Origin of the sequence: Rhizobium oryzihabitans, assembly GCF_010669145.1 — a bacterium.
GTDB lineage: Bacteria > Pseudomonadota > Alphaproteobacteria > Rhizobiales > Rhizobiaceae > Agrobacterium > Agrobacterium oryzihabitans.
Genome location: NZ_CP048632.1, coordinates 1,938,993 through 1,961,161 on the forward strand (window position 1 = coordinate 1,938,993; position 22,169 = coordinate 1,961,161).

Annotated in this window: 21 protein-coding genes and 4 pseudogenes; 15 read left to right on the plus strand and 10 right to left on the minus strand. The window is 59.6% G+C overall.

What is annotated here, in order from left to right:
- Nucleotides 1–12: 12 nt before the first annotated feature.
- The 3 genes and pseudogenes from G3A56_RS10145 to G3A56_RS10155 all read left to right on the plus strand — a co-directional run bounded on the left by G3A56_RS10145 (nucleotide 13) and on the right by G3A56_RS10155 (nucleotide 2,175).
- A complete protein-coding gene (locus tag G3A56_RS10145) occupies nucleotides 13–360 on the plus strand; it encodes an ArsC family reductase (protein ID WP_082184571.1) in 348 nt (115 codons plus the stop codon).
- A 12-nt stretch (nucleotides 361–372) separates the two neighbouring features.
- A pseudogene (ybaK, locus tag G3A56_RS10150) lies at nucleotides 373–848 on the plus strand (Cys-tRNA(Pro) deacylase).
- Between the two features lie 88 nt (nucleotides 849–936).
- On the plus strand, nucleotides 937–2,175 hold the full coding sequence (locus tag G3A56_RS10155; RefSeq protein WP_082183528.1) for an aminopeptidase: 1,239 nt from the start codon (nucleotides 937–939) through the stop codon (nucleotides 2,173–2,175).
- Nucleotides 2,176–2,182: 7 nt separating this feature from the next.
- On the opposite strand, the gene pecM is transcribed toward G3A56_RS10155, so the two are convergent.
- Nucleotides 2,183–3,046, minus strand: coding sequence for a 4-hydroxybenzaldehyde efflux transporter PecM (pecM, locus tag G3A56_RS10160; RefSeq protein ID WP_082183527.1), 864 nt, complete (start codon nucleotides 3,044–3,046; stop codon nucleotides 2,183–2,185).
- An 81-nt stretch (nucleotides 3,047–3,127) separates the two neighbouring features.
- On the opposite strand from pecM, the gene G3A56_RS10165 reads away from it, so the two are divergent.
- From G3A56_RS10165 to G3A56_RS10175, 3 genes are all read left to right on the plus strand, one after another.
- Nucleotides 3,128–3,628 carry a MarR family winged helix-turn-helix transcriptional regulator gene (locus G3A56_RS10165; RefSeq protein ID WP_082183525.1) on the plus strand — a complete coding sequence of 167 codons (501 nt, stop codon included), beginning with the start codon at nucleotides 3,128–3,130 and terminating at the stop codon, nucleotides 3,626–3,628.
- Nucleotides 3,629–3,724: 96 nt separating this feature from the next.
- Nucleotides 3,725–4,432, plus strand: a complete 708-nt coding sequence (locus G3A56_RS10170) for a FadR/GntR family transcriptional regulator (RefSeq protein WP_003493388.1) — start codon at nucleotides 3,725–3,727, stop codon at nucleotides 4,430–4,432.
- Between the two features lie 54 nt (nucleotides 4,433–4,486).
- The gene (locus G3A56_RS10175; protein ID WP_035219350.1) at nucleotides 4,487–5,689 is read left to right on the plus strand and encodes a mandelate racemase/muconate lactonizing enzyme family protein; all 1,203 of its coding nucleotides are present in this window, start codon (nucleotides 4,487–4,489) and stop codon (nucleotides 5,687–5,689) included.
- On the opposite strand, the gene xseA is transcribed toward G3A56_RS10175, so the two are convergent.
- Nucleotides 5,690–7,288, minus strand: coding sequence for an exodeoxyribonuclease VII large subunit (gene xseA, locus G3A56_RS10180; RefSeq protein WP_082183524.1), 1,599 nt, complete (start codon nucleotides 7,286–7,288; stop codon nucleotides 5,690–5,692). It abuts the gene before it with no gap.
- 189 nt (nucleotides 7,289–7,477) lie between these two features.
- Here xseA and G3A56_RS10185 point away from each other — a divergent pair, with 189 nt between their 5' ends.
- Nucleotides 7,478–7,720: a hypothetical protein gene (locus tag G3A56_RS10185; protein WP_035241478.1), complete on the plus strand. Its 243-nt coding sequence runs from the start codon at nucleotides 7,478–7,480 to the stop codon at nucleotides 7,718–7,720.
- Nucleotides 7,721–7,732: 12 nt separating this feature from the next.
- Nucleotides 7,733–8,104 (plus strand): hypothetical protein, encoded by a 372-nt coding sequence (locus G3A56_RS10190; RefSeq protein ID WP_082183522.1) that lies wholly within the window; start codon nucleotides 7,733–7,735, stop codon nucleotides 8,102–8,104.
- Here G3A56_RS10190 and G3A56_RS10195 read toward each other — a convergent pair.
- A pseudogene (locus G3A56_RS10195) lies at nucleotides 8,101–9,083 on the minus strand (Gfo/Idh/MocA family protein). The gene G3A56_RS10190 and the pseudogene G3A56_RS10195 sit on opposite strands and share 4 nt — an antisense overlap.
- A gap of 182 nt (nucleotides 9,084–9,265) precedes the next feature.
- On the opposite strand from G3A56_RS10195, the gene G3A56_RS10200 reads away from it, so the two are divergent.
- From G3A56_RS10200 to G3A56_RS10215, 4 genes and pseudogenes are all read left to right on the plus strand, one after another.
- Nucleotides 9,266–9,826: a cysteine hydrolase family protein gene (locus G3A56_RS10200; protein ID WP_082183519.1), complete on the plus strand. Its 561-nt coding sequence runs from the start codon at nucleotides 9,266–9,268 to the stop codon at nucleotides 9,824–9,826.
- Nucleotides 9,826–10,808, plus strand: a pseudogene (locus G3A56_RS10205) (GlxA family transcriptional regulator). Before G3A56_RS10200 ends, G3A56_RS10205 begins: the two are co-directional and overlap by 1 nt.
- A 110-nt stretch (nucleotides 10,809–10,918) precedes the next feature.
- Entirely contained in the window at nucleotides 10,919–11,869 is a 951-nt protein-coding gene (locus G3A56_RS10210; RefSeq protein ID WP_082183516.1) for an aldo/keto reductase, read from the plus strand.
- Between the two features lies 1 nt (nucleotide 11,870).
- A complete protein-coding gene (locus tag G3A56_RS10215) occupies nucleotides 11,871–12,314 on the plus strand; it encodes a GNAT family N-acetyltransferase (RefSeq protein WP_082183515.1) in 444 nt (147 codons plus the stop codon).
- Here the strand turns inward: G3A56_RS10215 and G3A56_RS10220 are convergent, their stop codons facing one another.
- Entirely contained in the window at nucleotides 12,315–13,205 is an 891-nt protein-coding gene (locus tag G3A56_RS10220) for a LysR family transcriptional regulator (RefSeq protein ID WP_082183514.1), read from the minus strand.
- Between the two features lie 116 nt (nucleotides 13,206–13,321).
- Here G3A56_RS10220 and G3A56_RS10225 point away from each other — a divergent pair, with 116 nt between their 5' ends.
- A complete protein-coding gene (locus G3A56_RS10225) occupies nucleotides 13,322–14,323 on the plus strand; it encodes an aldo/keto reductase (RefSeq protein WP_082183512.1) in 1,002 nt (333 codons plus the stop codon).
- Nucleotides 14,324–14,374: 51 nt separating this feature from the next.
- Here G3A56_RS10225 and pheT read toward each other — a convergent pair.
- The 6 genes and pseudogenes from pheT to infC form a co-directional block, all read right to left on the minus strand.
- Nucleotides 14,375–16,797: pseudogene (gene pheT, locus G3A56_RS10230) on the minus strand (phenylalanine--tRNA ligase subunit beta).
- Nucleotides 16,798–16,821: 24 nt separating this feature from the next.
- The gene (gene pheS, locus G3A56_RS10235; RefSeq protein ID WP_003493361.1) at nucleotides 16,822–17,904 is read right to left on the minus strand and encodes a phenylalanine--tRNA ligase subunit alpha; all 1,083 of its coding nucleotides are present in this window, start codon (nucleotides 17,902–17,904) and stop codon (nucleotides 16,822–16,824) included.
- Complete coding sequence (locus G3A56_RS10240) at nucleotides 17,897–18,775, minus strand: BUD32 family EKC/KEOPS complex subunit (RefSeq protein ID WP_082183509.1); 879 nt, start codon at nucleotides 18,773–18,775, stop codon at nucleotides 17,897–17,899. The genes pheS and G3A56_RS10240 overlap by 8 nt, the downstream gene beginning before the upstream one ends.
- A gap of 176 nt (nucleotides 18,776–18,951) precedes the next feature.
- Nucleotides 18,952–19,356: a 50S ribosomal protein L20 gene (rplT, locus tag G3A56_RS10245; protein ID WP_003493358.1), complete on the minus strand. Its 405-nt coding sequence runs from the start codon at nucleotides 19,354–19,356 to the stop codon at nucleotides 18,952–18,954.
- Nucleotides 19,357–19,396: 40 nt separating this feature from the next.
- Complete coding sequence (rpmI, locus tag G3A56_RS10250) at nucleotides 19,397–19,600, minus strand: 50S ribosomal protein L35 (protein WP_003493355.1); 204 nt, start codon at nucleotides 19,598–19,600, stop codon at nucleotides 19,397–19,399.
- A 191-nt stretch (nucleotides 19,601–19,791) separates the two neighbouring features.
- The gene (gene infC, locus G3A56_RS10255; RefSeq protein ID WP_077224822.1) at nucleotides 19,792–20,328 is read right to left on the minus strand and encodes a translation initiation factor IF-3; all 537 of its coding nucleotides are present in this window, start codon (nucleotides 20,326–20,328) and stop codon (nucleotides 19,792–19,794) included.
- A 187-nt stretch (nucleotides 20,329–20,515) separates the two neighbouring features.
- Between infC and G3A56_RS10260 the strand changes: the two genes are divergently transcribed.
- Together G3A56_RS10260 and G3A56_RS10265 are read left to right on the plus strand one after the other, a co-directional pair.
- Entirely contained in the window at nucleotides 20,516–21,304 is a 789-nt protein-coding gene (locus tag G3A56_RS10260; RefSeq protein WP_082183508.1) for an alpha/beta hydrolase, read from the plus strand.
- Nucleotides 21,305–21,423: 119 nt separating this feature from the next.
- Entirely contained in the window at nucleotides 21,424–22,038 is a 615-nt protein-coding gene (locus tag G3A56_RS10265; RefSeq protein ID WP_137067569.1) for a transglutaminase-like cysteine peptidase, read from the plus strand.
- Nucleotides 22,039–22,169: the final 131 nt, after the last annotated feature.

Consider the following 22,169-nt stretch of genomic DNA (forward strand, 5'->3'; position numbering starts at 1 on the left):
GAGGCGGATGATATGACGGTCACGATCTATGGTATCAAGAACTGCGACACGATGAAAAAGGCCAGAAGCTGGCTGGAGGCCAAGGGTGTCGATTATTCTTTCCATGACTACAAGACAGCGGGTATCGACCGGGCCCATCTCGAGACATGGTGCGATGCTGCCGGTTGGGAAACAGTTCTCAACCGGGCCGGCACCACCTTCAAAAAACTGGATGATGGCCAGAAGGCCGATCTTACCCGCGAAAAGGCCATCGGGCTGATGCTGGAACAGCCCTCCATGATCAAGCGCCCGGTGCTGGAGGCCAAGGAGAAAATTACCGTCGGTTTCAAGCCGGAAACCTATCAGACCCTCTTTGCGTGAGCCCGGCCCGCCATGTCCAGAACAACCCGCGCTACGCAGATGCTCACCAAGGCCGGCGTGACCTTCACCACAGTTACCTATGACTATGACCCGAATGCCGATCGGATCGGCCTGCAGGCCGCCGAAGCTATCGGCGAGCCGCCGAATCTGGTGTTGAAAACACTGATGGCGGAGCTGGATGGCAAGCCGGTCTGCGTCGTCGTTCCCTCCGATCGCGAGGTGAGCATGAAAAAGCTCGCCGCCGCTTTCGGGGAAAGTCCGCCAGCATGATGAAGCCTGCCGATGCGGAGCGGGCAACGGGTTATCACGTGGGCGGTATCAGCCCTTTCGGACAGAAGAAACAGGTGCCGACGGCCATTGAAGCGCAGGCCATGACGCATGATTATGTGTATATGAATGGCGGACAACGTGGCTTGCAGGTGCGGCTTTCACCCCGAGATGCCCAGACGGCACTGAGGGCCGTCATTGCCCCACTGGTGGCCGACTGACGCTTTGCTGCGGCTTTTGAAAGCATTTGGCTTTCGAAAGGAATGGGCTATGGTCGGCGCCTCCGATTGAAATATACGAAGGCAGATCATGACCGCTTCCCCCATCGATCCCGTCAAACTCGAAAAACTGGCCGAAGTCGCCGTCAAAGTCGGCCTGCAATTGCAGAAGGATCAGGATCTGGTGATCACTGCTCCGCTGGCAGCGCTGCCGCTGGTTCGGCTTTTGACAAAACACGCTTATCTTGCCGGCGGTGGACTGGTCACCACCTTCTATTCCGACGAGGAAACCACGCTTTCGCGTTATCGCCACGCCAGTGACACCAATTTCGACCGGGCTTCCGGCTGGCTTTATGAGGGCATGGCGAAGGCCTATGCCAATGGGGCAGCGCGGCTGGCGATTGCCGGCGACAACCCGATGCTGCTGGCCGAGCAGGACCCCGCCAAGGTGGCGCGCGCCAACAAGGCCAACTCTACCGCCTACAAGCCGGCGCTGGAGAAGATTTCCAATTTCGATATCAACTGGAACATCATTTCCTATCCCAACCCCTCCTGGGCAAAGCAGGTCTTTCCTGATGTGACGGAAGACGAAGCGGTGCGCAGACTTGCCGACGCCATCTTCGCCGCCTCGCGGGTGGATCTGGCCGATCCGGTCGCGGCATGGGCGGAGCATAACGCCAATCTCGCCAAACGTTCGGCATGGCTGAACGGCGAACGCTTCGCATCGCTGCATTTCACCGGCCCCGGCACGGATGTGAAAATCGGACTGGCGGATGGCCATGAATGGCACGGCGGCGCTTCCACCGCCAAGAACGGCGTGACCTGCAACCCGAACATCCCGACGGAAGAAGTGTTCACCACGCCGCATGCGCTGCGCGTGGATGGTTACGTGTCCAGCACCAAGCCGCTGTCGCATCAGGGAACGCTGATCGACAATATTCAGGTGAAGTTTGAGGCCGGCCGCATCGTGGAGGCCAAGGCTTCGAAGGGCGAAGCCGTGCTGAACAAGGTGCTGGATACCGATGAGGGTGCTCGCCGCCTGGGTGAAGTGGCGCTTGTGCCGCATTCCTCGCCAATCTCGGCAAGCGGCATCCTCTTCTACAACACGCTGTTCGACGAAAACGCCTCCTGCCACATTGCGCTCGGCCAATGCTATTCGAAATGCTTCCTCGATGGCGCTTCGCTGTCTCAGGAGCAGATCAAGGCACAGGGCGGCAATTCCAGCCTGATCCACATCGACTGGATGATCGGTTCCGACAAGGTGGATATTGATGGCGTGAAGCCGGACGGCTCCACGGTTCCCGTTATGCGCAAGGGCGAATGGGCCTGATAAAAGGTTATCTCGGCAACTGGCTGCGCTGACTGAGCCAGATGCTGAAGAGCACCGCAACAAACCCGACGATCTGCGCTGGCGTGAGGCTTTGGCCAAGCGCCAGCCAGCCGAGCAGGGTTGCAACGACCGGACTTAGAAAACCGAGCGATGCGGCCGCCGAGGGCTCGATGCGGGCGAGGCCGCGAAACCACAGAAAATAGGTCAAGGCGGCACCGATGAGACCCAGATAGGCCATGCCGAGAATATTGGCCGTGGTCGGTGCAGGCAGGGCCGGTTCCAGGAAATATGCGACCGGCAGGAGCAGAATGCCACCCGCCGTCAATTGCCAGGCAGTGAAGGTGAGGTTCGAAACCGGCGGCCGCCATTTGCGGGTCAGCACGGTTCCAAACGCCATGGATACGGCACCGGCAAGACCCGCGGCCACGCCGACACTATCGAGTGCTGCACCCGGCGCCAATACCAGAAGCGCGACCCCCATAATGCCCAAAAGACCGGCGGCGATGGCGAGCGGTCGAACCGGCGTGGTGAGAAACAACCGGGAGAGGCCAATCACGATCAGAGGCTGGACCGCGCCTACCGTCGCCGCGACTCCACCCGGTAGCCGGTAAGCAGAAACGAAAAGCATCGCCCAGAAAAATGAGAAATTCAGCGCGCCGAGAACGAAGCTGCGCGGCCACCAGACGCCCTGTGGGAGCTTTCGGACGAGAAGCAGCAGCAGGATACCGGCCGGTAATGCGCGCAGCATGGCAACATGGAATGGATATCCATGCGGCAAGAATTCGGTCGTGACGAAATAGGTGCTTCCCCAGATGGCGGGGGCAAGTGCAGTCACCAGCACGTCGGCTGCATAGGTGGTATTTTTCTTCATTTCAAGAATCTCTACGTCAAGATAAATGCAGTCTAGCCGATTTTATCTTGACGTCAAGATATCAATTGCTATGCCTTTGTCATGAGCAAAGAACCGCTTGATCACGTCGATCACATTCTGGCGCAATGGCGCAGGGAAAGACCCGATCTCGATGTCGGCCCGATGGGGCTGCTCGGGCGCCTGAACCGGCTCACCACCCATCTCGGTCGCGAGGTGGAGGCGGTGCTGCTGAAACACGGCCTTTCATCTTCCGCCTTCGACGTGCTGGCCACATTGCGGCGTGCGGGATCACCCTACCGGCTTTCTCCCGGCGACCTGCTGGCCATGACAATGGTGAGCTCCGGCACCATGACCAACCGGATCGACCAGCTTGAAAAAGCCGGACTGGTGGAGCGCGTCCACAATCCGCAGGACCGGCGCAGCGTGTTGATATCCCTGACGGAGCGGGGATTTGCGATTATCGAGGATGCGGTCAGCGCCCATGTCGAAAACCAGCAACGGCTGGTGTCCCCTCTCAGCGAAGAAGAACGAACAACGCTGAACCGGCTTCTAAAGCGGTTTTTGCGGGACTTCGAAGAATAGGCTTGCAATGCGTTCTGGACCGCAATCGCGCTTGTTTCCGTGAAAAAAATCCTGTAAGCAATTTTCCATAAACCTGTACTACAGGTTGGAGGAAAAATGTATAACGCCATTTCCCACGAAACCGGTCTCGTCAGCAGCACGATCGGCGCGATCACACGTCATATCCGGGAAAATGAACTTGCCCCCGGTGCGAAACTGCCGAGCGAACTTTCGCTGTCGCAGCAGCTTGGCGTTTCGCGCACCGTCGTTCGCGAGGCCTTCCGGTCGCTGTCGGCCATGCGGCTGATCGATGTCAACGCCGGCAAGCGCGCCACGGTGGCAACGCTGGATCACGGCGCCATGTCGCTGATGTTCGAACATGGCATTCACACAGAGCAGATCAACATCCAGCAGATTTACGATGTGCGTCGGACCATCGAAGTCAGAACCGTGACGCTCGCGGCACTGCGGCGAACGGATGCGGAAGCGCTCACCATTCTCGACCATGCCAATAATATGGAGCGGGATTTCGGCGACAATGACAAGGTGATGGAGCATGACCTTTCCTTTCACCTTGCCGTTGCCAGAGCCTCCAAGAACCCGGTTTTCGAGCTCATTCTCGGCGCCTTTCAGAATGTGACGCGCCAGACATGGCCGATCGGCTGGAAGAGCCGCACATCCGATGCGCAGCGCCATGCCGCAGGTGAACTTCACGTCGCCATCGGACAGGCCATAGCTGCGGGCGATCCGCAAACGGCCTCAACACTGATGGCGCGGCATTTCGATGAAAGCGTGCATGCGCTTCTGGCCGCCGGCATCGCCTGATTTTTTCAACGCAGTTCCAGACGGAACACGACCTGCCTCTGGAGGAGACACTTCATGAAAATTACGAAACTCGAGACCGTCCGCGTGGCGGAACGGGCAAACCTGCTCTGGGTTCTGGTTCACACCGATGAGGGCATTACCGGGCTTGGCGAAACCTTCTACGGCGCCGAGACGGTGGAAACCTATGTGCATGAATATATCGCACCCCGCGTTATCGGCCGCGATCCGCTGCAGATCGACCTTCTGGCGCAGGACCTCGTCGGCTATCTCGGCTTCCGCTCATCGGGCGCGGAAGTGCGCGGCAATTCGGCCTTCGATATCGCGCTGTGGGATATTTTCGGCAAGGCAACCAACCAGCCTATCGCCCAATTGCTCGGCGGTTTCAGCCGTAAGGAAATCCGTACCTACAATACCTGCGCGGGCACGGAATATATCAAGAAGGCGACCGGCCAGCAGACGGCCAATTATGGCCTCTCCGGCGGCAAGGACTACGACGACCTGAACGGCTTCCTGCACCGGGCCGACGAGCTTGCCCATTCGCTGCTGGAAGACGGCATCACGGCCATGAAGATCTGGCCTTTCGATGCGGCGGCGGAAAAGACGCGCGGGCAATATATCTCGATGCCGGACCTGAAAAGCGCGCTCGAGCCATTTGAGAAAATCCGCAAGGCCGTGGGTGACAAGATGGATATCATGGTGGAGTTTCACTCCATGTGGCAGCTTCTGCCCGCCATGCAGATCGCCAAGGCCCTCACCCCCTACCAGACCTTCTGGCATGAAGACCCGATCAAGATGGACAGCCTTTCCAGCCTGACGCGGTATGCCGCCGTTTCGCCGGCACCCATCTCCGCATCGGAAACGCTGGGTTCCCGCTGGGCTTTCCGCGATCTGCTGGAAACGGGTGCCGCCGGCGTGGTGATGCTTGACATCAGCTGGTGCGGCGGGCTCTCCGAGGCGCGCAAGATCGCCTCGATGGCGGAAGCCTGGCATCTGCCCGTCGCGCCGCATGATTGCACCGGCCCGGTGGTCCTCTGCGCCTCCACGCACCTGTCGCTCAATGCACCGAATGCACTGGTGCAGGAAAGCGTGCGCGCCTTCTACAAAACCTGGTATCGCGATCTCGTCACGGCATTGCCGGAAGTGAAAAACGGCATGATCACCGTGCCGCCGGGCGCCGGCCTCGGCATGGAGCTGCATCCCGATATCGAAAAGAGCTTCACGGTCAGCCGCCGTTTTTCGGATGCGGCGTCGATCTGATCAGAACAGGTCGCCCTGATCACTCGGACCAGAGGAAGCCGGTTTTGCCGGCTTCTTTTTTTGAGTGGTGACAGCTTCCGTAGACGGTATGCCCTCTCCCGTCGTGATGGCGGAAACCCGGCCATCGGCAAACTCCATCGACACCACAGCGCCGGAAGCAATGGCGGCGGCGCGGGTCAATGGCCGGTTTTCCTCGTCGCGGATAACGGCATAGCCGCGTTTCAACACGTTCTTGTAGGACAGCGATTCCAAAACGCGATTATGCGCGGCAAGGCCCGAGCGGTTCTGCGCCATGCGATGCAGCACGGCCGTATCGGCCCGGCGCGTTGCGGTAACGACCCGCTCCTTCTGCCGCTCCAGCTGGCCGAGCAGGCGTGCGGGAAGCGAACGCAGCGAGGAATCGAAGGCATCAACGCGGCCTTTTCCCTGCAACAGACGACGTTCCACCAGAGTCTCGGCGCGGTGCATCCGCTCGGTAATGCGCTGCCTGTGGTGCTTGAGACCGTTCAGCAGGGTTTCGGGCCTCAGACCCGACGCAGAACGCTCGAAGGCGCGGCGCTTGTTGAGCGTCGTCATTTCAAGCCCGCGACCAAGGCCGCCTGCAGCCTCATCGAAGCGGCGACGCGGCAGGGCCAGAAGTTGGTCCAGTGAAGGCAGCGCCCGTACCAGTGCCCGCAGGCCCTGGCGGCGATTGTCCATCTGGCGCGAGACGGAGCCCGAAAGGCGTGCGGCAAGGCCGGAAAGCTGCGCTTCCAGCTCGGCACGAACCGGCACGGCCATTTCGGCAGCCCCAGTCGGTGTCGGCGCACGCACATCGGCGGCGTAGTCGATCAATGTCGTATCGGTTTCATGCCCCACGGCGGAAATCAGCGGGATTTCGCTTTCGGCAGCGGCGCGCACGACGATTTCGTCGTTGAAGCTCCAGAGATCCTCCAGACTGCCGCCACCACGCGCGACGATCAGCACATCGGGCCGCGCAATTTCCCCACCCGGCTGAAGCGCATTGAAACCGCGAATGGCGTTCGCCACTTCCTCGCCCGAGCCTTCACCCTGCACCTTGACCGGCCAGACGACGACGTGGACCGGAAAACGATCCGAAATGCGGTGCAGAATATCGCGAATGACCGCGCCCGTCGGCGAGGTAACGACACCGATGACATGCGGCATGAAGGGCAGACGGCGCTTGCGTTCCGGATCGAACAGTCCCTCCGCCGCCAGACGTCTGCGGCGATCTTCGAGTAGCGCCATCAGCGCCCCGGCGCCGGCCGGCTCCAGGCTTTCGATGACGATCTGATATTTCGACGAGCCGGGAAAGGTGGTGACCTTACCGGTGGCGATGACTTCCATGCCCTCTTCCGGGCGGAACTTCAGCCGCGAGAACGTGCCTTTCCAGATCACCGCATCGATGCGGGCGCGATCGTCCTTCAGCGAGAAATAGGCGTGTCCCGATGAGTGGGGACCGCGATAACCGGAAATCTCGCCACGCACCCGCACCTGATCGAAAGCCGTTTCCACCGTTCGCTTGATGGAACCCGACAGTTCGGACACCGAGAACTCGGCAAGATTGCTCAATGCGGCATGGGAGAAGATATCGCTCATGGCTGTTTGTAACCAAAACCCGTCGATTCGGAAATGCCGGTACCGGCCTGCCCCATTTTAACGGCGATGAAACCATATCCTCAACTAACGAGTTAGGAAAATAGGGAACGGAGGAGAAAACAAGGGTTCGTTAGGGAAGAAGACGTTAGGTCTTGTCCCAAGCCCGGCAACCAAAGAGGAGGCGGCATCATGATTTTTCTTACCGCCACAGTGCTCGGCGTAACCGCAGTTGCGTTGCGTTCGGTCTTCAGCATCATCTTCATCTGCATGATGATTATTGGCGCCTATGGTGTCGCAATGATGATTTCTTCCACGGCCGTACCTCTGACGTCGCTTCTGCTGGCCCTTGCCGGATACAATTTCGGCGTCGTGGGTGTTGTTATCAGCCTTCTGGTGCTGCAGCGCCCCCGCTCCACTCAGCCGACGCTTTAACAGCTGGCCGCCTTGAGGCTTTCCCACTTTGCGCTGACCGAGACTTACGGACTGGCCGTTGACCTTGCCGTCACCTCTCTGCTGATTTTTTACATCGATATCGACCCGCTTGCCGCCCGGCTGCCCGGCGCTGCGGCGGGGCTCGCGGCGAGCTGGCAGATGAACCGGTCGAAGGGCGATCAATCCGGCAAGGTGAGCGGATTTCTGACGAATACCGTCACACTCACGTCCCGCATCGTCAGCGTCGGGCTTTTCGCACTGCTGCAATGGCGCAACCCGCTGGTACAGCCACTCTTCCCGCTTGCCTTTTCGGCGCTCGCAGCATTGGTGCTGGCACTTTACGGGTACAGGCGGCTGCAGAAGCAGCGTGTGGAAAGCGACTAAACCGTTTCCCAGCCATCCTTCTCGCCCGCCCTGTAGATGGCGTCGATAAAAAGCTGGTTCTTCCGCGAGTTTTCCAGCGTGACCACTTCGCCTTCGCCCTTCGCCGCGCGGGCGAAAGCCTCCGCTTGCAGCTTATATTGGCGGCTGTCCTGAAACCGGAAGATCTGCGACTGGTTATGGGCCTGATTGGTCAATTCGATCTCTTCCGCACCCCAGCGATTGGCGTTGAAGGGCGATTTGACCTCGATGTACCCGTCAGTGCCGTGGAAAACCATCAACTGGCGGGCGGCAAGCTGGGTCGCCAGATAGAAGCTCAGTTCGAAACCACCGAAATCGGCCCTGACGCTGGAATAGATATCCGTGCCGAAATCCTTGTCGCGCTCGACGCTCGCCTGGACGCGCTTCGGCTCGGCACCCGTGACAAAACGGGTGACGATGGTCGGGTAAACGCCAATATCCGGCAAGGCCCCGCCGCCCAGTTCGGGAATATTGCGCATATTGCCGGGATCGCGATTGAAGTAGCTGAAAGCGCCTTGGACGTGTTTCAGCGTTCCGATCGCGCCCGAGGCCAGCAATTCCTTCACCTTGGCCCAGACCGGGGAGTAGGTGACCATGAAGGCTTCCGATATGACAACGCCGTTGCGATCCCGCGCGGCGATGAGGGCGTCGATCTCCTCGGCCTTCAGGGCAATCGGCTTTTCACAGAGAACATGCTTGCCGGCATCGGCCGCCTTGATCGTCCATTCCACATGTTGCGCGGTGGGAAGCGGAATATAGACGGCATCGATCACATCCGATGCCAGCATCTCCTCATAGGAGCCGAAGGCATGGGGGCTGAAAAACGGTCGGCAACCGCACGGGCCTTGGCGTGATCGCGACTGGCGACGGCCGTGACCACGCAGTTCTTCGCATCCTGTATCGCCGGGATGACCTGATCCTGAGCGATTTTCGCCGTTGAAACTATTCCGAAGCGCAGCATCCCGTTCTCCCACTCTGCAATGTCTGCGAAACTTATCATTGTCGGGCAGTCTGGCAAGCCACGCGAGACATGGCTGCAATAGTGGTGGCCGGATTTGTCCTGCCTTTGTCGGTTTGCCTGCTTTTCCCCCATCTGTATTGGGTGAATTATGCTATGCATGAACCCAATGGAGAACCAACAAAATGTCCTCTTCTCAGACAGCTCTTCTTGTCATCGATGTTCAGGAATCCTTCCGGCATGCGCCCTATTTCGAAGAAAGCGGACTGGCTGCCTATCTGGAAAAGCAGCAGGCACTGATCGACGGCGCCAAGGCGGCGGGAATTCCCGTCGTGCAGATCTTCCACGTGGATGGCGACCGGGCCTTCGCAAAGGAAAGCGGTTACATCCGCGCGCTGGAGGGTGTGCGAATTAGCCCTGATGTCACTTTTCACAAGAGCCGCCATTCCGCTTTCGCCGGCACCGGCCTCGAAATCTGGCTGACGCAGAAGGGCATCAACCGGCTGATCGTCTCCGGCATCCGCACCGAACAATGCTGCGAAACCACCACCCGGCACGCTTCGGACCTCGGCTACAGCGTCGATTACGTTACCGAGGCGACGCTCACCTTTCCGATGACGCATGCTTCCGGCACCTTATTCAGCCCGGACGATATCCGTAAACGGACAGAACTGGTGCTCGCCGGCCGCTTCGCCCGGATCACGACCGTCGATGGAGCGCTGGCAGGCGTGAAAGAGGCGGCCTGATGGAGAAAGGCGGCACACGCATCATCCCGTTTTATACGCTTGTGCCGCCGCATGCGCTGCTGCTGGACATTGCCGGTCCGCTGGAAGTGATCCGTTATGCCAACGGGGAACAGAAGAATATCCATTTCGACTGCCGCTACGTCGCCGCGCATGATCAACAGCAATCCTCCATAGGCCTTGGGCTTTGCGGGTTGGAAAGCCTTCCCGAGAGCCTGCCGGAAAATGCGTTCCTGCTGATTTCCGGCAGCACTTCGCGCTTCGACAACGAGCCGGAGACACGCCGCGAGCGGCAAGGGCTGGCGGCATGGTTGCGTCGCACGGTGCGCGCCGACACCACGGTCGTCTCCATTTGCTCCGGCGCGTTGCTGGCTGGCGAGGCCGGGCTTTTCGACGGGCGGAACTGTACGACGCATGCCGATTGCGTCGAAGCGCTGCGCCGCATCGCGCCCCTCTCCCAGGTGGCCGAAAACCGCCTTTTCGTCGAGGATGGCAACCGCTTTTCAAGTGCCGGTATTTCCACCGGCATCGACCTCATGCTGCATGTGGTTTCCCGGCTGACATCCCCGGCGGTCGCGGCGCGCATTGCCAAAACAATGGTCGTTTATCTCAGGCGCAGCGGCAATGATCCGCAAATCTCCCCTGGCTTACCGGCCGCAACCACATTCACCCCGCCATTCACCGGGTTCAGGACCGGGTGATGGCCGAGCCGGCTCGAGACTGGTCGCTGGAACGGCTGGCTGGTATCGCCGCACTCAGCGAAAGGCATCTCTCCCGCCTGTTTCGCGAGCATACCGGCATCAGCGTCATCGACTACGTCAACCTGATGCGGGTCAATCTTGCGCGCGACATTCTTGCCAACAGCCGTCTCGATATGGAAGCAATCGCCGAGAGGGCGGGCTTTGCCTCCGCTCGGCATTTGCGGCGCGTGTGGCAACAGCATAATCGCCTTCCGCCCAGCCACTATCGCGGCTTTCAGGCCTGACCTCGCCAGCTTTCGCCCGTTGCCTGATGAATGCCATCAAAGGAATTGAATGGTTATGCGGATGAGCAGTTGCTAACCTTGCCACAACGACAGCAACAGGAGCATTCCCCGTGGAAAAACGAAGCCTTGGCCGCACCGGCCTCTCCATCGCCCCCATCGTCTTCGGCGGCAACGTGTTCGGCTGGACAGCGGACGAAAAGACTTCCTTTGCCCTGCTCGATGCCTTTTTCGATGCCGGGTTCAACGCCATCGACACGGCAGACGTTTATTCCGCCTGGGTGGACGGGCATGAGGGCGGCGAGTCCGAGGCCATCATCGGCAAATGGCTGAAACAGTCGAGCGTCAAGCGCGAAGATGCGGTGATCGTCACCAAGGTCGGCTTTGACAATCGCGGCCAGAAGACCGGCCTCAGCGCCAAATGGATCGCAGAAGCTGTCGAGGCCTCGCTGAAGCGGCTGCAAACCGACTATATCGACCTTTATCTCGCCCATAAGCCGGATGCGGACGTGCCGCTGGAGGAGACGCTTGCCGCCTTCGCAAAGCTGAAGGAACAGGGAAAAATCCGCGCCATCGGCTGCTCCAACTATTCGGCGAGCCAGCTTCAGGAAGCACTGGATACGGCTGCGAAAAACGATCTGCCCCGTTATGACGTGCTGCAGCCGGAATATAATCTCTACAACCGCGCGGATTTCGAAGGTCCGCTTGCCGATCTCTGCGTCGCCCAGGAAATTGGCGTCATCAATTATTACAGCCTCGCGGCCGGCTTCCTCACCGGGAAATATCGCGCCAAGGCCGATACGGAAGGTGTGGCCCGCAGCTACCGCGTGGGTGAATATGTCAATACGCGCGGCCTTGCCGTTCTGGGCGCCATGGATGCGGTTGCCGTGGAAACCGGGGCCAAGCTTGCCGATATCGCGCTCGCTTGGCTGCTGCGGAAGAAGGCCGTGACGGCGCCGATCGCCAGCGCCACCAGCCTGTCGCAACTCGAAAGCTTCAACCGCGCCGTCGATCTGAAGCTGACGGATGAGATGATGACGCTGCTCGACAAGGCGGGCGCGTAACATGGATCTTGCAATTCGCGATGCGCAGCCGGCTGACCGGCCGGAATGGCTGCGCCTGTGGAATGACTATCTCGCCTTCTATGAGGTGCAGCTTGCCGAGGAGGTGACGGACCATACGTGGGCACGTATCCTCGATCCGGCGTCACGCGTTTCCATGCGCGTTGCTCTTCTCGGCGACAGGATGGCGGGCTTCGCCATCCATCATTATCACGACTCCACCTGGGTGAAGACGCCCGACTGCTACCTTGAGGACCTGTTCGTGGACGGCGCGATCCGCGGCAAGGGAACGGGCCGCGCGTTGATGGACGACCTCATCGCCATCTGCGCTGAAAAAGGCTGGTCACGGCTCTACTGGAACACGGACGAAAGCAACCACCGCGCCCAGAAGCTCTACGACAGCTACGTGAAAAGCGATGGTCACATCCGCTATCGCATCAAATTCTGATCACCCCCTGAAGCGGAAGAAATCCACGAAAGCCCTCAGCGCCGGCCTCATCTGCCGGCGCGAGGGATAATAGATGTAAAAACCGTCAAACGGCGCGCACCAGTCCTCCAGCACACGGACAAGCCTGCCCTCCCTGATGTCATCCTCGACACGCTGCTCGAAAACGAAGGCAAGCCCTGCCCCGTCGATGGCCGCCCGGCGAATGAGGCTCTGGTCCGACAGGATCAGCGGCCCCTGCACATCCACCACCAGTGGCTTGCCGTTCTTCTCCAGTTCCCAGCGATAGATAAGGCCGCTGGCGAAACGCCGGCGAATGCAGCGATGCCGGATGAGATCCCTTGGGTCCTCCGGCGGTGGATTCTCTGCGAAATAGGAGGGCGCGCCAACAATCGCGCCGCGCCATGCACCGCTGGCTTTCACCGCAATCATATCCGCATCGAGATGCTCCCCGAGCCGCAGGCCCGCATCGAAACCTTTCGCGACGATATCTTCGAAGCGATCATCCGTGGAGATTTCGAGTGAAATATCGGGATAGAGCCGCAGGAACTCGCCCAGCCGGGGCACGATGAGGTCCTCGGCGGCAAGCCGTGGCAGGGTGATACGCAAGGGGCCAGCGGGCCTTCCGCCATGCTCGGCAAGTGTCTCGATGACCGTGTCGATATCCGCAAGTGCCGGTCCCAGTGTTTCGAGAAGCCGCCTTCCCTCCTCTGTCGGCGAAACGCTGCGGGTGGTACGATGAAGCAGACGCAGGCCAAGGCTTGCCTCAAGCGACGATACCGCATGGCTGACGGCGGAGGGTGCGATGGCCAGTTCCGCCGCAGCCTTGCGGAAGCTGCGGCCTTCGGCAACGGCGGCGAGAACGGCCAGCTGGGAGAGTTGCACACGGTTCATTGTTCTAAATGATAGAACAACCCAAACGGATTTGCAGCGATTATTTTTGCCGCCATGAGACGCTATTTTCTCATCACGCCCTTAGCGATGGGCGGTTCCTTTGGAAGGACGAACAGATGAAAAAAAGAACCCTTGGAAACAACCTTTCCGTTTCGGCGCTCGGCCTCGGCTGCATGGGCATGACCCATGCCTATAGCCCGACCGGCGATGAGAGCAGCGCGATAGCAACGCTGCACCGCGCCGTCGAACTCGGCGTCACCTTTTTCGATACGGCAGAGGTTTATGGGCCGTACAACAATGAAATCCTCGTGGGCAAAGGCTTGAAGCCCTATCGCGACAAGGTGGTCATCGCCACCAAGTTCGGTTTCAAAATCGACGCCAGCAAACCCGCAGGCCAGATGATGGTGGGCACGGACAGCCGCCCGGAAAATGTGCGCGCCGTTGCCGAAGCCTCCCTCAAACGCCTTGGCGTCGATGTCATCGATCTGTTCTACCAGCATCGCGTCGATCCTGACGTTCCGATCGAAGATACGGTGGGCGCCATGGCGGAACTGGTCCGGCAGGGCAAGGTGAAACACCTCGGCCTTTCGGAAGCGAGTGCCGAAACACTTCGCAAGGCGCATTCCACGCATCCGATCGCGGCCATACAGAGCGAATATTCGTTGTGGACCCGCGATGTGGAGGAAAACGGCGTGCTGGAAACCTGCCGCGAACTTGGCATCGGTTTCGTACCCTTCAGCCCACTTGGACGCGGCGCGTTGACTGGCGCATTGAAGACGCTCGATGGCCTTGCATCCGACGACTTCCGCCGCGGCCTGCCGCGCTTCCAGAGCGAAAACTTCGACGCCAATCTGGCGCTCATCAAGCTTCTGGAGGACATGGCGACTGAGAAGGGCGTGACCGCCGGACAACTGGCGCTGGCCTGGGTTTTGGCGCAGGGCGACTTCATTGTTCCTATTCCCGGCACGACAAAAATCGCCAATCTGGAGAAGAACGTTGCCGCAGCGGAGGTGTCGCTGACAGCAGAAGAAGCCGCCAGCCTCGGGGCGCTGCTTTCGCCTGCAAAAGTCGCCGGCGCACGCTATCCAGAACAGATGTCACGGATGGCCAACCGATAAAACAAAAAGCCGCGGCAGTTGCCGCGGCTTTTTTTATTCCGTCATCCGTTTTCAGGCGCGCAGAACGCCGCCCGTCGATTTCTCGACATTGCCAACGATCTTGGCGGTCAGCGCCTCAAAGTCCTCGTCCGTTAGCGTCTTGTCGACCGGCTGGATCTGAACCTCGATGGCGACGGACTTGCGGTTTTCGCCAAGCGATGCACCTTCGAAAACGTCAAAGACGTTGACACCGGTGATCAATTTGCGATCAGCGCTTGTTGCGGCCTTGATGATGGCGCCCGCTTCGACCGACTTGTCGACAACGAAGGCGAAGTCGCGCTTGACTGCCTGGAAAGGCGAGAGTTCAAGTGCGGGCTTGGTGCGGGTCGCCTTCTTCTTCGGCTCCGGCATGGCGTCGAGATAGATCTCGAAACCGCTATAGACACCGGAAACATCCAGCTCTGACAGCGTCTTCGGGTGGAATTCACCGAAATAACCGAGCACGACCTTCGGACCCATCTTGATGGTGCCGGAGCGGCCGGGGTGATACCAGCCGGGACCGCCGGCTTCGATCTGCACATTGGCCATGGGCAGGCCGCAGGCTTCCAGCACCGCCAGCGCATCGGCCTTGGCGTCATAGACATCAACAGGCTTGCCACCGCCCTTGACAGTGTTGGACCACATGCGGCCGCTGCCTGCGAGCGAGGCCGTGCCACGGCGAACTCCGCCGGCCACACGGCGCTGGGTTTCCGGCGTATCACCCTCATAGGTGCCGGAGACCTCGAAGATCGCCACGTCGCCATGGCCCTTGTCGGCATTGCGCTGTGCTGCGGTCAGAAGGCCCGGCAGCAGCGAAGGACGCATGTCCGACATATCGGCTGCGATGGGGTTGGCCAGCTTCAGGGCGGGGAACCGCCGCCGAAAAGCTTCGCCTGGGCTTCCGGGATGAAGGACCACGTGACGGCTTCCAGCATGCCACGGCTTGCCAAGGCACGGCGCGCAGTTCGGGTGCGGATCTGCAGCGTCGTCAGAATGCGGCCGTTGACCGCGCCAAAGCTTTCCAGCGGTTCCGGCTTGATGTTGTCGACGCCATGGATGCGCATGACTTCTTCGACCAGATCGGCCTTGCCATCAACATCCGGACGCCACGACGGCACGGTGACGGATACGCGTTCGCCCGTTCCCTCGACACCAAAACCGAGGCCTTTGAGAATTGTGAGGCTCTCTTCCGCCGAGACTTCCAGACCCGTCAGGCGCTTCACTTCCGCCAGCGGAAAATCAACGACCTTGGCTTGATGGCCCTTGTAACCGACAACCTTGGCTTCACCGGCAACGCCGCCGCACAGTTCCAGAACCAGTTCGGTGGTGCGTTCCAGACCCGGAACCATATATTCCGGATCGACGCCACGCTCGAAACGATAACGCGCATCGGTGATGATGCCGAGTGAACGGCCGGTCTTGGCGATGTTGATCGGATCCCAGAGTGCGGACTCGATCAGCACGTCGACGGTGTTTTCATCGCAGCCGGAATGTTCGCCACCCATGACGCCGCCGATGGATTCGAGGCCTTTCTCGTCGGCGATGACGACATTGTTCGGGCCGAGCTTATATTCACGCTGGTCGAGCGCGAGGATCGTCTCGCCCTCTTTTGCACGGCGAACCGTCAGATCGCCCTTGACCTTGGCGGCGTCGAAGACGTGCATCGGCCGGCCCTGATCAAAGGTCATGTAGTTGGTGATGTCGACAAGTGCATTGATGGGACGCAGGCCGATTGCCATCAGGCGCTGCTGCATCCATTTCGGGCTCGGGCCGTTCTTCACGCCACGCACGATGCGCAGTGAAAAGCCGGGGCAGAGCGCCGCATCGTCCAGTTCCAGCTTCACATCGACGGGCGTTGCGCCTTCCACCTTGAAGGACGGCGCAGTCCTCGTCTTCAGCTTGCCGAGACCGGAAGCCGCAAGATCACGGGCAATGCCGTAGATCGAGGTGCAGTCCGGGCGGTTGGGCGTCAGATTGATCTCGATGACCGGATCGTCAAGCCCGGCATAGGTGGCAAAGGAGGTGCCGACCGGTGCATCCTGCGGCAGATCGATAATGCCATCGTGGTCGTCGGAAATGTTGAGCTCCTTTTCAGAGCACATCATGCCGTGGCTTTCGACACCGCGTATCTTGCCGACGGCCAGCGTCACATCGATGCCCGGAACATACATGCCGGGACGAGCGAGCGCACCGACGAGGCCGGCTCGCGCATTCGGCGCGCCGCAGACGATCTGAACCGGCTTACCGTCGCCGGCGTCCACCATCAGCACCTTGAGGCGGTCGGCCTCGGGATGTTTCTCGGCGGAAACGACCTTGGCGATGACGAAAGGCTTGTAGGCAGCCTTGTCGTCAACATCCTCGACCTCGAGACCGATCGCCGTCAACCGCTCGCAAATCTCGTCCAGCGTCGCATCCGTTTCGAGATGCTCCTTCAGCCAGGAAAGAGTGAATTTCATGTCTTTGCTCCTTGGCTAACCGGATTAAACGCTCAAACCGCCGAACAGCGTCGGCATGTCGAGCGGGCGGAAGCCGTAATGGTTCATCCAGCGGACATCGGCGTTGAAGAAATCCCGCAGGTCCGGCATGCCGTATTTCAGCATGGCGATGCGGTCGAGGCCCATGCCCCAGGCAAAGCCCTGATATTCGTCCGGGTCCAGCCCGCCGGCGCGCAGCACATTCGGGTGCACCATGCCGCAGCCGAGGATTTCCATCCAGTCGTTGCCTTCGCCGAACTTGACGATGGGGCCGGAACGGTCGCACTGGATATCCACCTCGAAGCTCGGCTCCGTGAAGGGAAAGAAGGACGGGCGGAAGCGCATGACGACACTGTCGACCTCGAAGAAGGTCTTGCAGAATTCTTCCAGAATCCAGCGCAGATTGCCGACATGCGCCTTCTTGTCGATGACAAGGCCTTCGACCTGATGGAACATCGGCGAATGGGTGGCGTCGGAATCCTGACGGTAGGTCTTGCCGGGAATGACGATGCGGATCGGCGGCTTCTGGCTTTCCATGGTGCGGATCTGCACCGGCGAGGTGTGGGTGCGCAGCACCTTGCGCTCGCCGTTTTCATCCGGCTGGAAGAAGAACGTGTCGTGCATCTCGCGGGCCGGATGGCCTTCGGGAAAATTCAGCGCCGTGAAGTTGTAGTAATCAGTTTCGATATCCGGACCTTCGGCGATCGAGAAGCCCATATCCGCGAAGATCGCAGTGATCTCGTCGACGATCTGGCTGATGGGATGAATGCGGCCGCGCTCGGCCGGCGACTGGCGAACCGGCAGGCTGACATCCAGCGTTTCCGCCTTCAGGCGCGCGGCAATGGCGGCATCCTTCAGGCCGTTCTTGCGTTCGCCGATGAGGTCGGTGATTTCGGTCTTCAGCTGGTTGATGGCAGCGCCCCGGGTCTGGCGCTCTTCCGGCGTCATCGATCCCAGCGTCTTCAGAAGCTCTGAAACCGAGCCCTTCTTGCCAAGCGCGGAGACGCGCACGGCTTCGATAGCCGGCTCATCGGCAGCGGCGGCGATCTCCGACATCAGTTGCGATTTCAAGGTATCAAGTTCAGTCATCTTTTCCTGCCTTGCCGGTATTTTTAACAGCGGCTTCGGGGTTCACAGCATTCATCAGATAGTCGGTCGCCATGATAAAGCGTCGCAGATCACTACCCATCCGCACGCGCCCGATCAACCGGGCAACCGGTAAAAAACGCCCCAGAATGCCGGTCAGACGGCACAATTCTTCCAGCGCCCGTGGCGGAGCGTTTTCGCGCCAGCGGGCAAAGGCCGCATCGCAGGTTTTCGGCGCATCGCAGGCCCGGGTCGCGACCTGTAAAAACAGCAGCCAGACATCGCGCGCCTGCGCCGTCTCAAGCGGCATGACCTCCTGCGGGCGCTCCTCGAAATCCATGAAGCCTATGCGCCCATCCTGGATAAAGAAGTCGCGCACATGCGGCCGTCCGTGGCAAAGGCCCGCCGCATGCAACTCGCCGAGCGCTTCGGCGGATTTCACCAGCAAGGCGTCATGCTCCACGGGTGTTGCGACCTTCATCGCGTCCATGCGCTCCATCACGGTCGGGCCGACATCTCCCAGCACGACCGCCGTCAGCGAGGAATAGATGACGGGAGGCACAAGGAAACCCCGCGCCTTGAAGACGTGAAGCGTTTCAAGTTCGCGGCGCATCAGGCCTGCGCCGTCAAGCGGCGGAGAAGGTCGCATGAAGGTATAGGGCAGCAGTTTGGCGAGAAATGTCTGCAGCTTTATCCACCAGGACGGCGTTTCCGTGCCCTGACGCTTGATCCAGACGGTCGTTGTGGAAAGCTCGAGTTTCTGCACCCGTCGCTCGCTCTTGAGCAGAGCCTGCATCAGGGCCGCGATATCGCCATCTTCAAGATGAACGTGGAAACCCTTCACTTTTTCCGCCTCGCTTGCGGCAACCACCATTTTTACCCCAGGAATTTGCCGGCCGAAACCCGGCCAGATGCTCCACCCTTTTTCTTTGATCTGTATGCGCGGTGCTTGCACGCCCTGCCGGAACTGCCGTGGATTCCAAAAATAAAAAACCCGCGCCGGAGAACCGGCGCGGGTTTCAAATGAACAACAGATTGTCCGCGCCGTAATTACTTTACAGCGGTTTCAAACTCGTTGGCCGTACCAGCATCCTTGAGGTACTCAAGCGCCTTCTTCGCTGCTTCAACGAGCGCGCCGAATGCTGCCGGCTCATGGATAGCCATGTCGGACAGAACCTTGCGGTCGACTTCGATGCCAGCCTTGTTCAGGCCATCGATGAAGCGGCCGTAGGTCAGGCCGAATTCGCGAACAGCAGCGTTGATACGCTGGATCCACAGAGCGCGGAAGTTGCGCTTGTTGACCTTGCGGTCGCGGTAAGCGTACTGCTTGGAACGATCCACGGCAGCCTTTGCTGCGCGGATGGTGTTCTTGCGGCGGCCGTAGAAGCCCTTGGCTGCCTTGAGTGTCTTGGTGTGCTTGGCGCGGGAAGTTACGCCACGTTTTACGCGTGCCATGTCATGATCTCCTTAAAGTGTCCAAAAGTGCGGAAAAGTCTCAGAGACCGTTCGGCAGGTAGTTCTTGACGACCTTCTTGCCGTCAGCTTCGGCGAGAACCATGGTTCCACGCGCGTCGCGAATGAACTTGTTGGTACGCTTGATCATGCCGTGGCGCTTACCGGCGGCGGCTGCAACAACCTTGCCGGTAGCGGTGATCTTGAACCGCTTCTTTGCAGCGGACTTCGTCTTCATCTTGGGCATTTTGCTACTCCGTTTTTTGTATCGAAACAGGCAGACGAGGCCTATTTCAAGCTATTCAGGAACGGCCTCGGCATGCCCTGCCGGACCGTTCGGACGCGCGCTTATAACCGCAGTCGGCTAAAAGCGCAACGGGGAATGAGAATTTCCCCTTGCGGTGGGATACGCGCCAGTGATGTGAACGCGTAAAAAGATTATTTCGGGGCGAGAACCATCATCATCTGACGGCCTTCCAGCTTCGGCTCGGCTTCAACCTTGGCAATTGCCTGGGTGTCTTCCTTCACCTGAAGGAGAAGCTTCATGCCAAGTTCCTGGTGAGCCATTTCGCGGCCACGGAACTTCAGCGTTACCTTCACCTTGTCGCCTTCGTCAAAGAACCGGTTCATCGCCTTCATCTTCACGTCATAGTCATGCGTGTCGATGTTGGGGCGCATCTTGATTTCCTTGACCTCAACGATCTTCTGTTTCTTGCGCGCCTCGGCCGCCTTCTTCTGGGTCGAGTATTTCAGCTTGCCGAGATCGAGGATCTTGCATACCGGCGGTTCAGCGTTCGGCGAAATCTCAACGAGATCGAGACCAGCCTCCTCCGCCATCTTCAAAGCCTGATCCGTCGGCATGCTACCGAGGTTCTGGCCTTCTTCATCAATAAGCTGAACTCTGGGAACCCGAATTTCCCGGTTGGAGCGCGGCCCCTCCTTGACGGGGGCATCGGCTTTGAAAGGTCTGCGAATGGTCGTATTCTCCTGATCTGTTTCTGGATCACGTCAGCAAAAAACAGCTTGTTTGGTACAAGCGGCGGAAATGTCGTTATTGCCGTGGCGAAGTCAATAGCATATCTGCCCGAAAAGATCACCTGTTGCCACGGTTTTTGCAAATACGCCGCCGATATTGCACGAAAATCAGGAGAATTGCATATACATGACCGAACAAGCCGCTGAATTCCTGCACGTAGGGGCGGGCGACGATGCCCGCAACATCGCCTTTCTCCAACGCCCGGCGGCTTCGGGCGGGAACACGCCCATGCTGGTCTGGCTGGGCGGCTATCGTTCCGACATGACCGGAACCAAGGCGGTGGAACTCGATCGCTTTGCGGCGGAAAACGGCCTTGCCTGCCTGCGGCTCGATTATTCCGGCCACGGCGCTTCCGGCGGTGACTTCAGGAAGGGCACCATCTCAAGATGGCTGGAAGAAGCAATTGCTGTGGTGCGGGCGAAGGCGCCATCGCACGTCATTCTCATCGGCTCTTCGATGGGCGGCTGGATTGCGCTGCGCATGGTCGAGGAGTTGCGCAAGATGGGTGGCGCGCCCTCCGTCGCAGGGCTGGTCCTCATTGCGCCCGCGCCCGATTTCACTGCAGAACTGATAGAGCCGAGCCTGAGCGATGCTGAAAAGGCGTCGCTGGAGGAAAAGGGCTACTTCGAGGAACATTCGGAATACAGCCCCGAGCCCAACATCTTCACGCGCGCGCTGATGGAAGACGGAAAAAAGAACCGCGTTCTGACGGGCATCATCACCACCGGATGCCCCGTTCACATCCTCCAGGGCATGCGCGATCCGGATGTGCCCTATCAGCATGCGCTGAAGCTCATGGAACATCTTCCCGCCGATGATGTCGTCCTGACGCTGATCCGCGATGGCGACCACCGGCTTTCCCGGCCGCAGGATATCGACAGGATGCTGGCCGCGGTCAAAGCCCTTGCAATATAGGCATTTGCGCAACGCTCTTAACCATATTCAACGAGTCTTGCGCATCGCCGATTGCTAATGATTGACTCAAGCCCCCCATCCCTCTTAACTTTTCGTTAAGAATTTAAGGGACGGGTTTCATGATGAACGCACCGCTGGCGCGTGCGCTGCTGTCTGCAGTTGCCGCCGGGCTAATTACTGCTGCTTCCGCCATGGCGGAAACCAAGGGAAGCCCTTCCATGGTGACGGGCGGAATTACATCCCAGCCGATCGGCCATTATGAGTTCTGTCAGAAATATGCGGACGAGTGCAACATTCGTAGCAAGATGACGCCGCCGCCGCGCGTTACCGACTATGGCTGGGGTGTGGTTCGCGAGATCAACACCTCCGTCAACACCACCGTCGTCGCCATGACCGACCAGGAAATCTACGGCAAGGACGAAGTGTGGGAATATCCGACGACCGCAGGCGACTGCGAAGATTTCGTGCTGCTGAAGCGCAAGAAGCTGATCGAGCGCGGTTTCTCCGTTGCCGACCTCTTGATCACCGTCGTGCGCAAGCCGGACGGTGAAGGCCATGCCGTGCTGACGCTCCGCACGACCGATGGCGATTACATTCTCGACAACCTCACCGACGATGTGAAGCTCTGGACCGACACCAACTACACCTATCTGAAGCGGCAGGCGTCCTTCAATACGGGCCGCTGGGTCTCCATCGAGGATGGCCGCGACATTCTGGTTGGCGCGTTGCGCTGATCGGCTGGAAAACCTCGCCTCCGTCATCCTCGGGCTTGACCCGAGGACCCACAATTTCAGTGGCTTATGGATTCTCGGGTCAAGCTCCAGAATGACGTCGCGTTTTAGGCAAGGCTGTGATCCGACAAGCC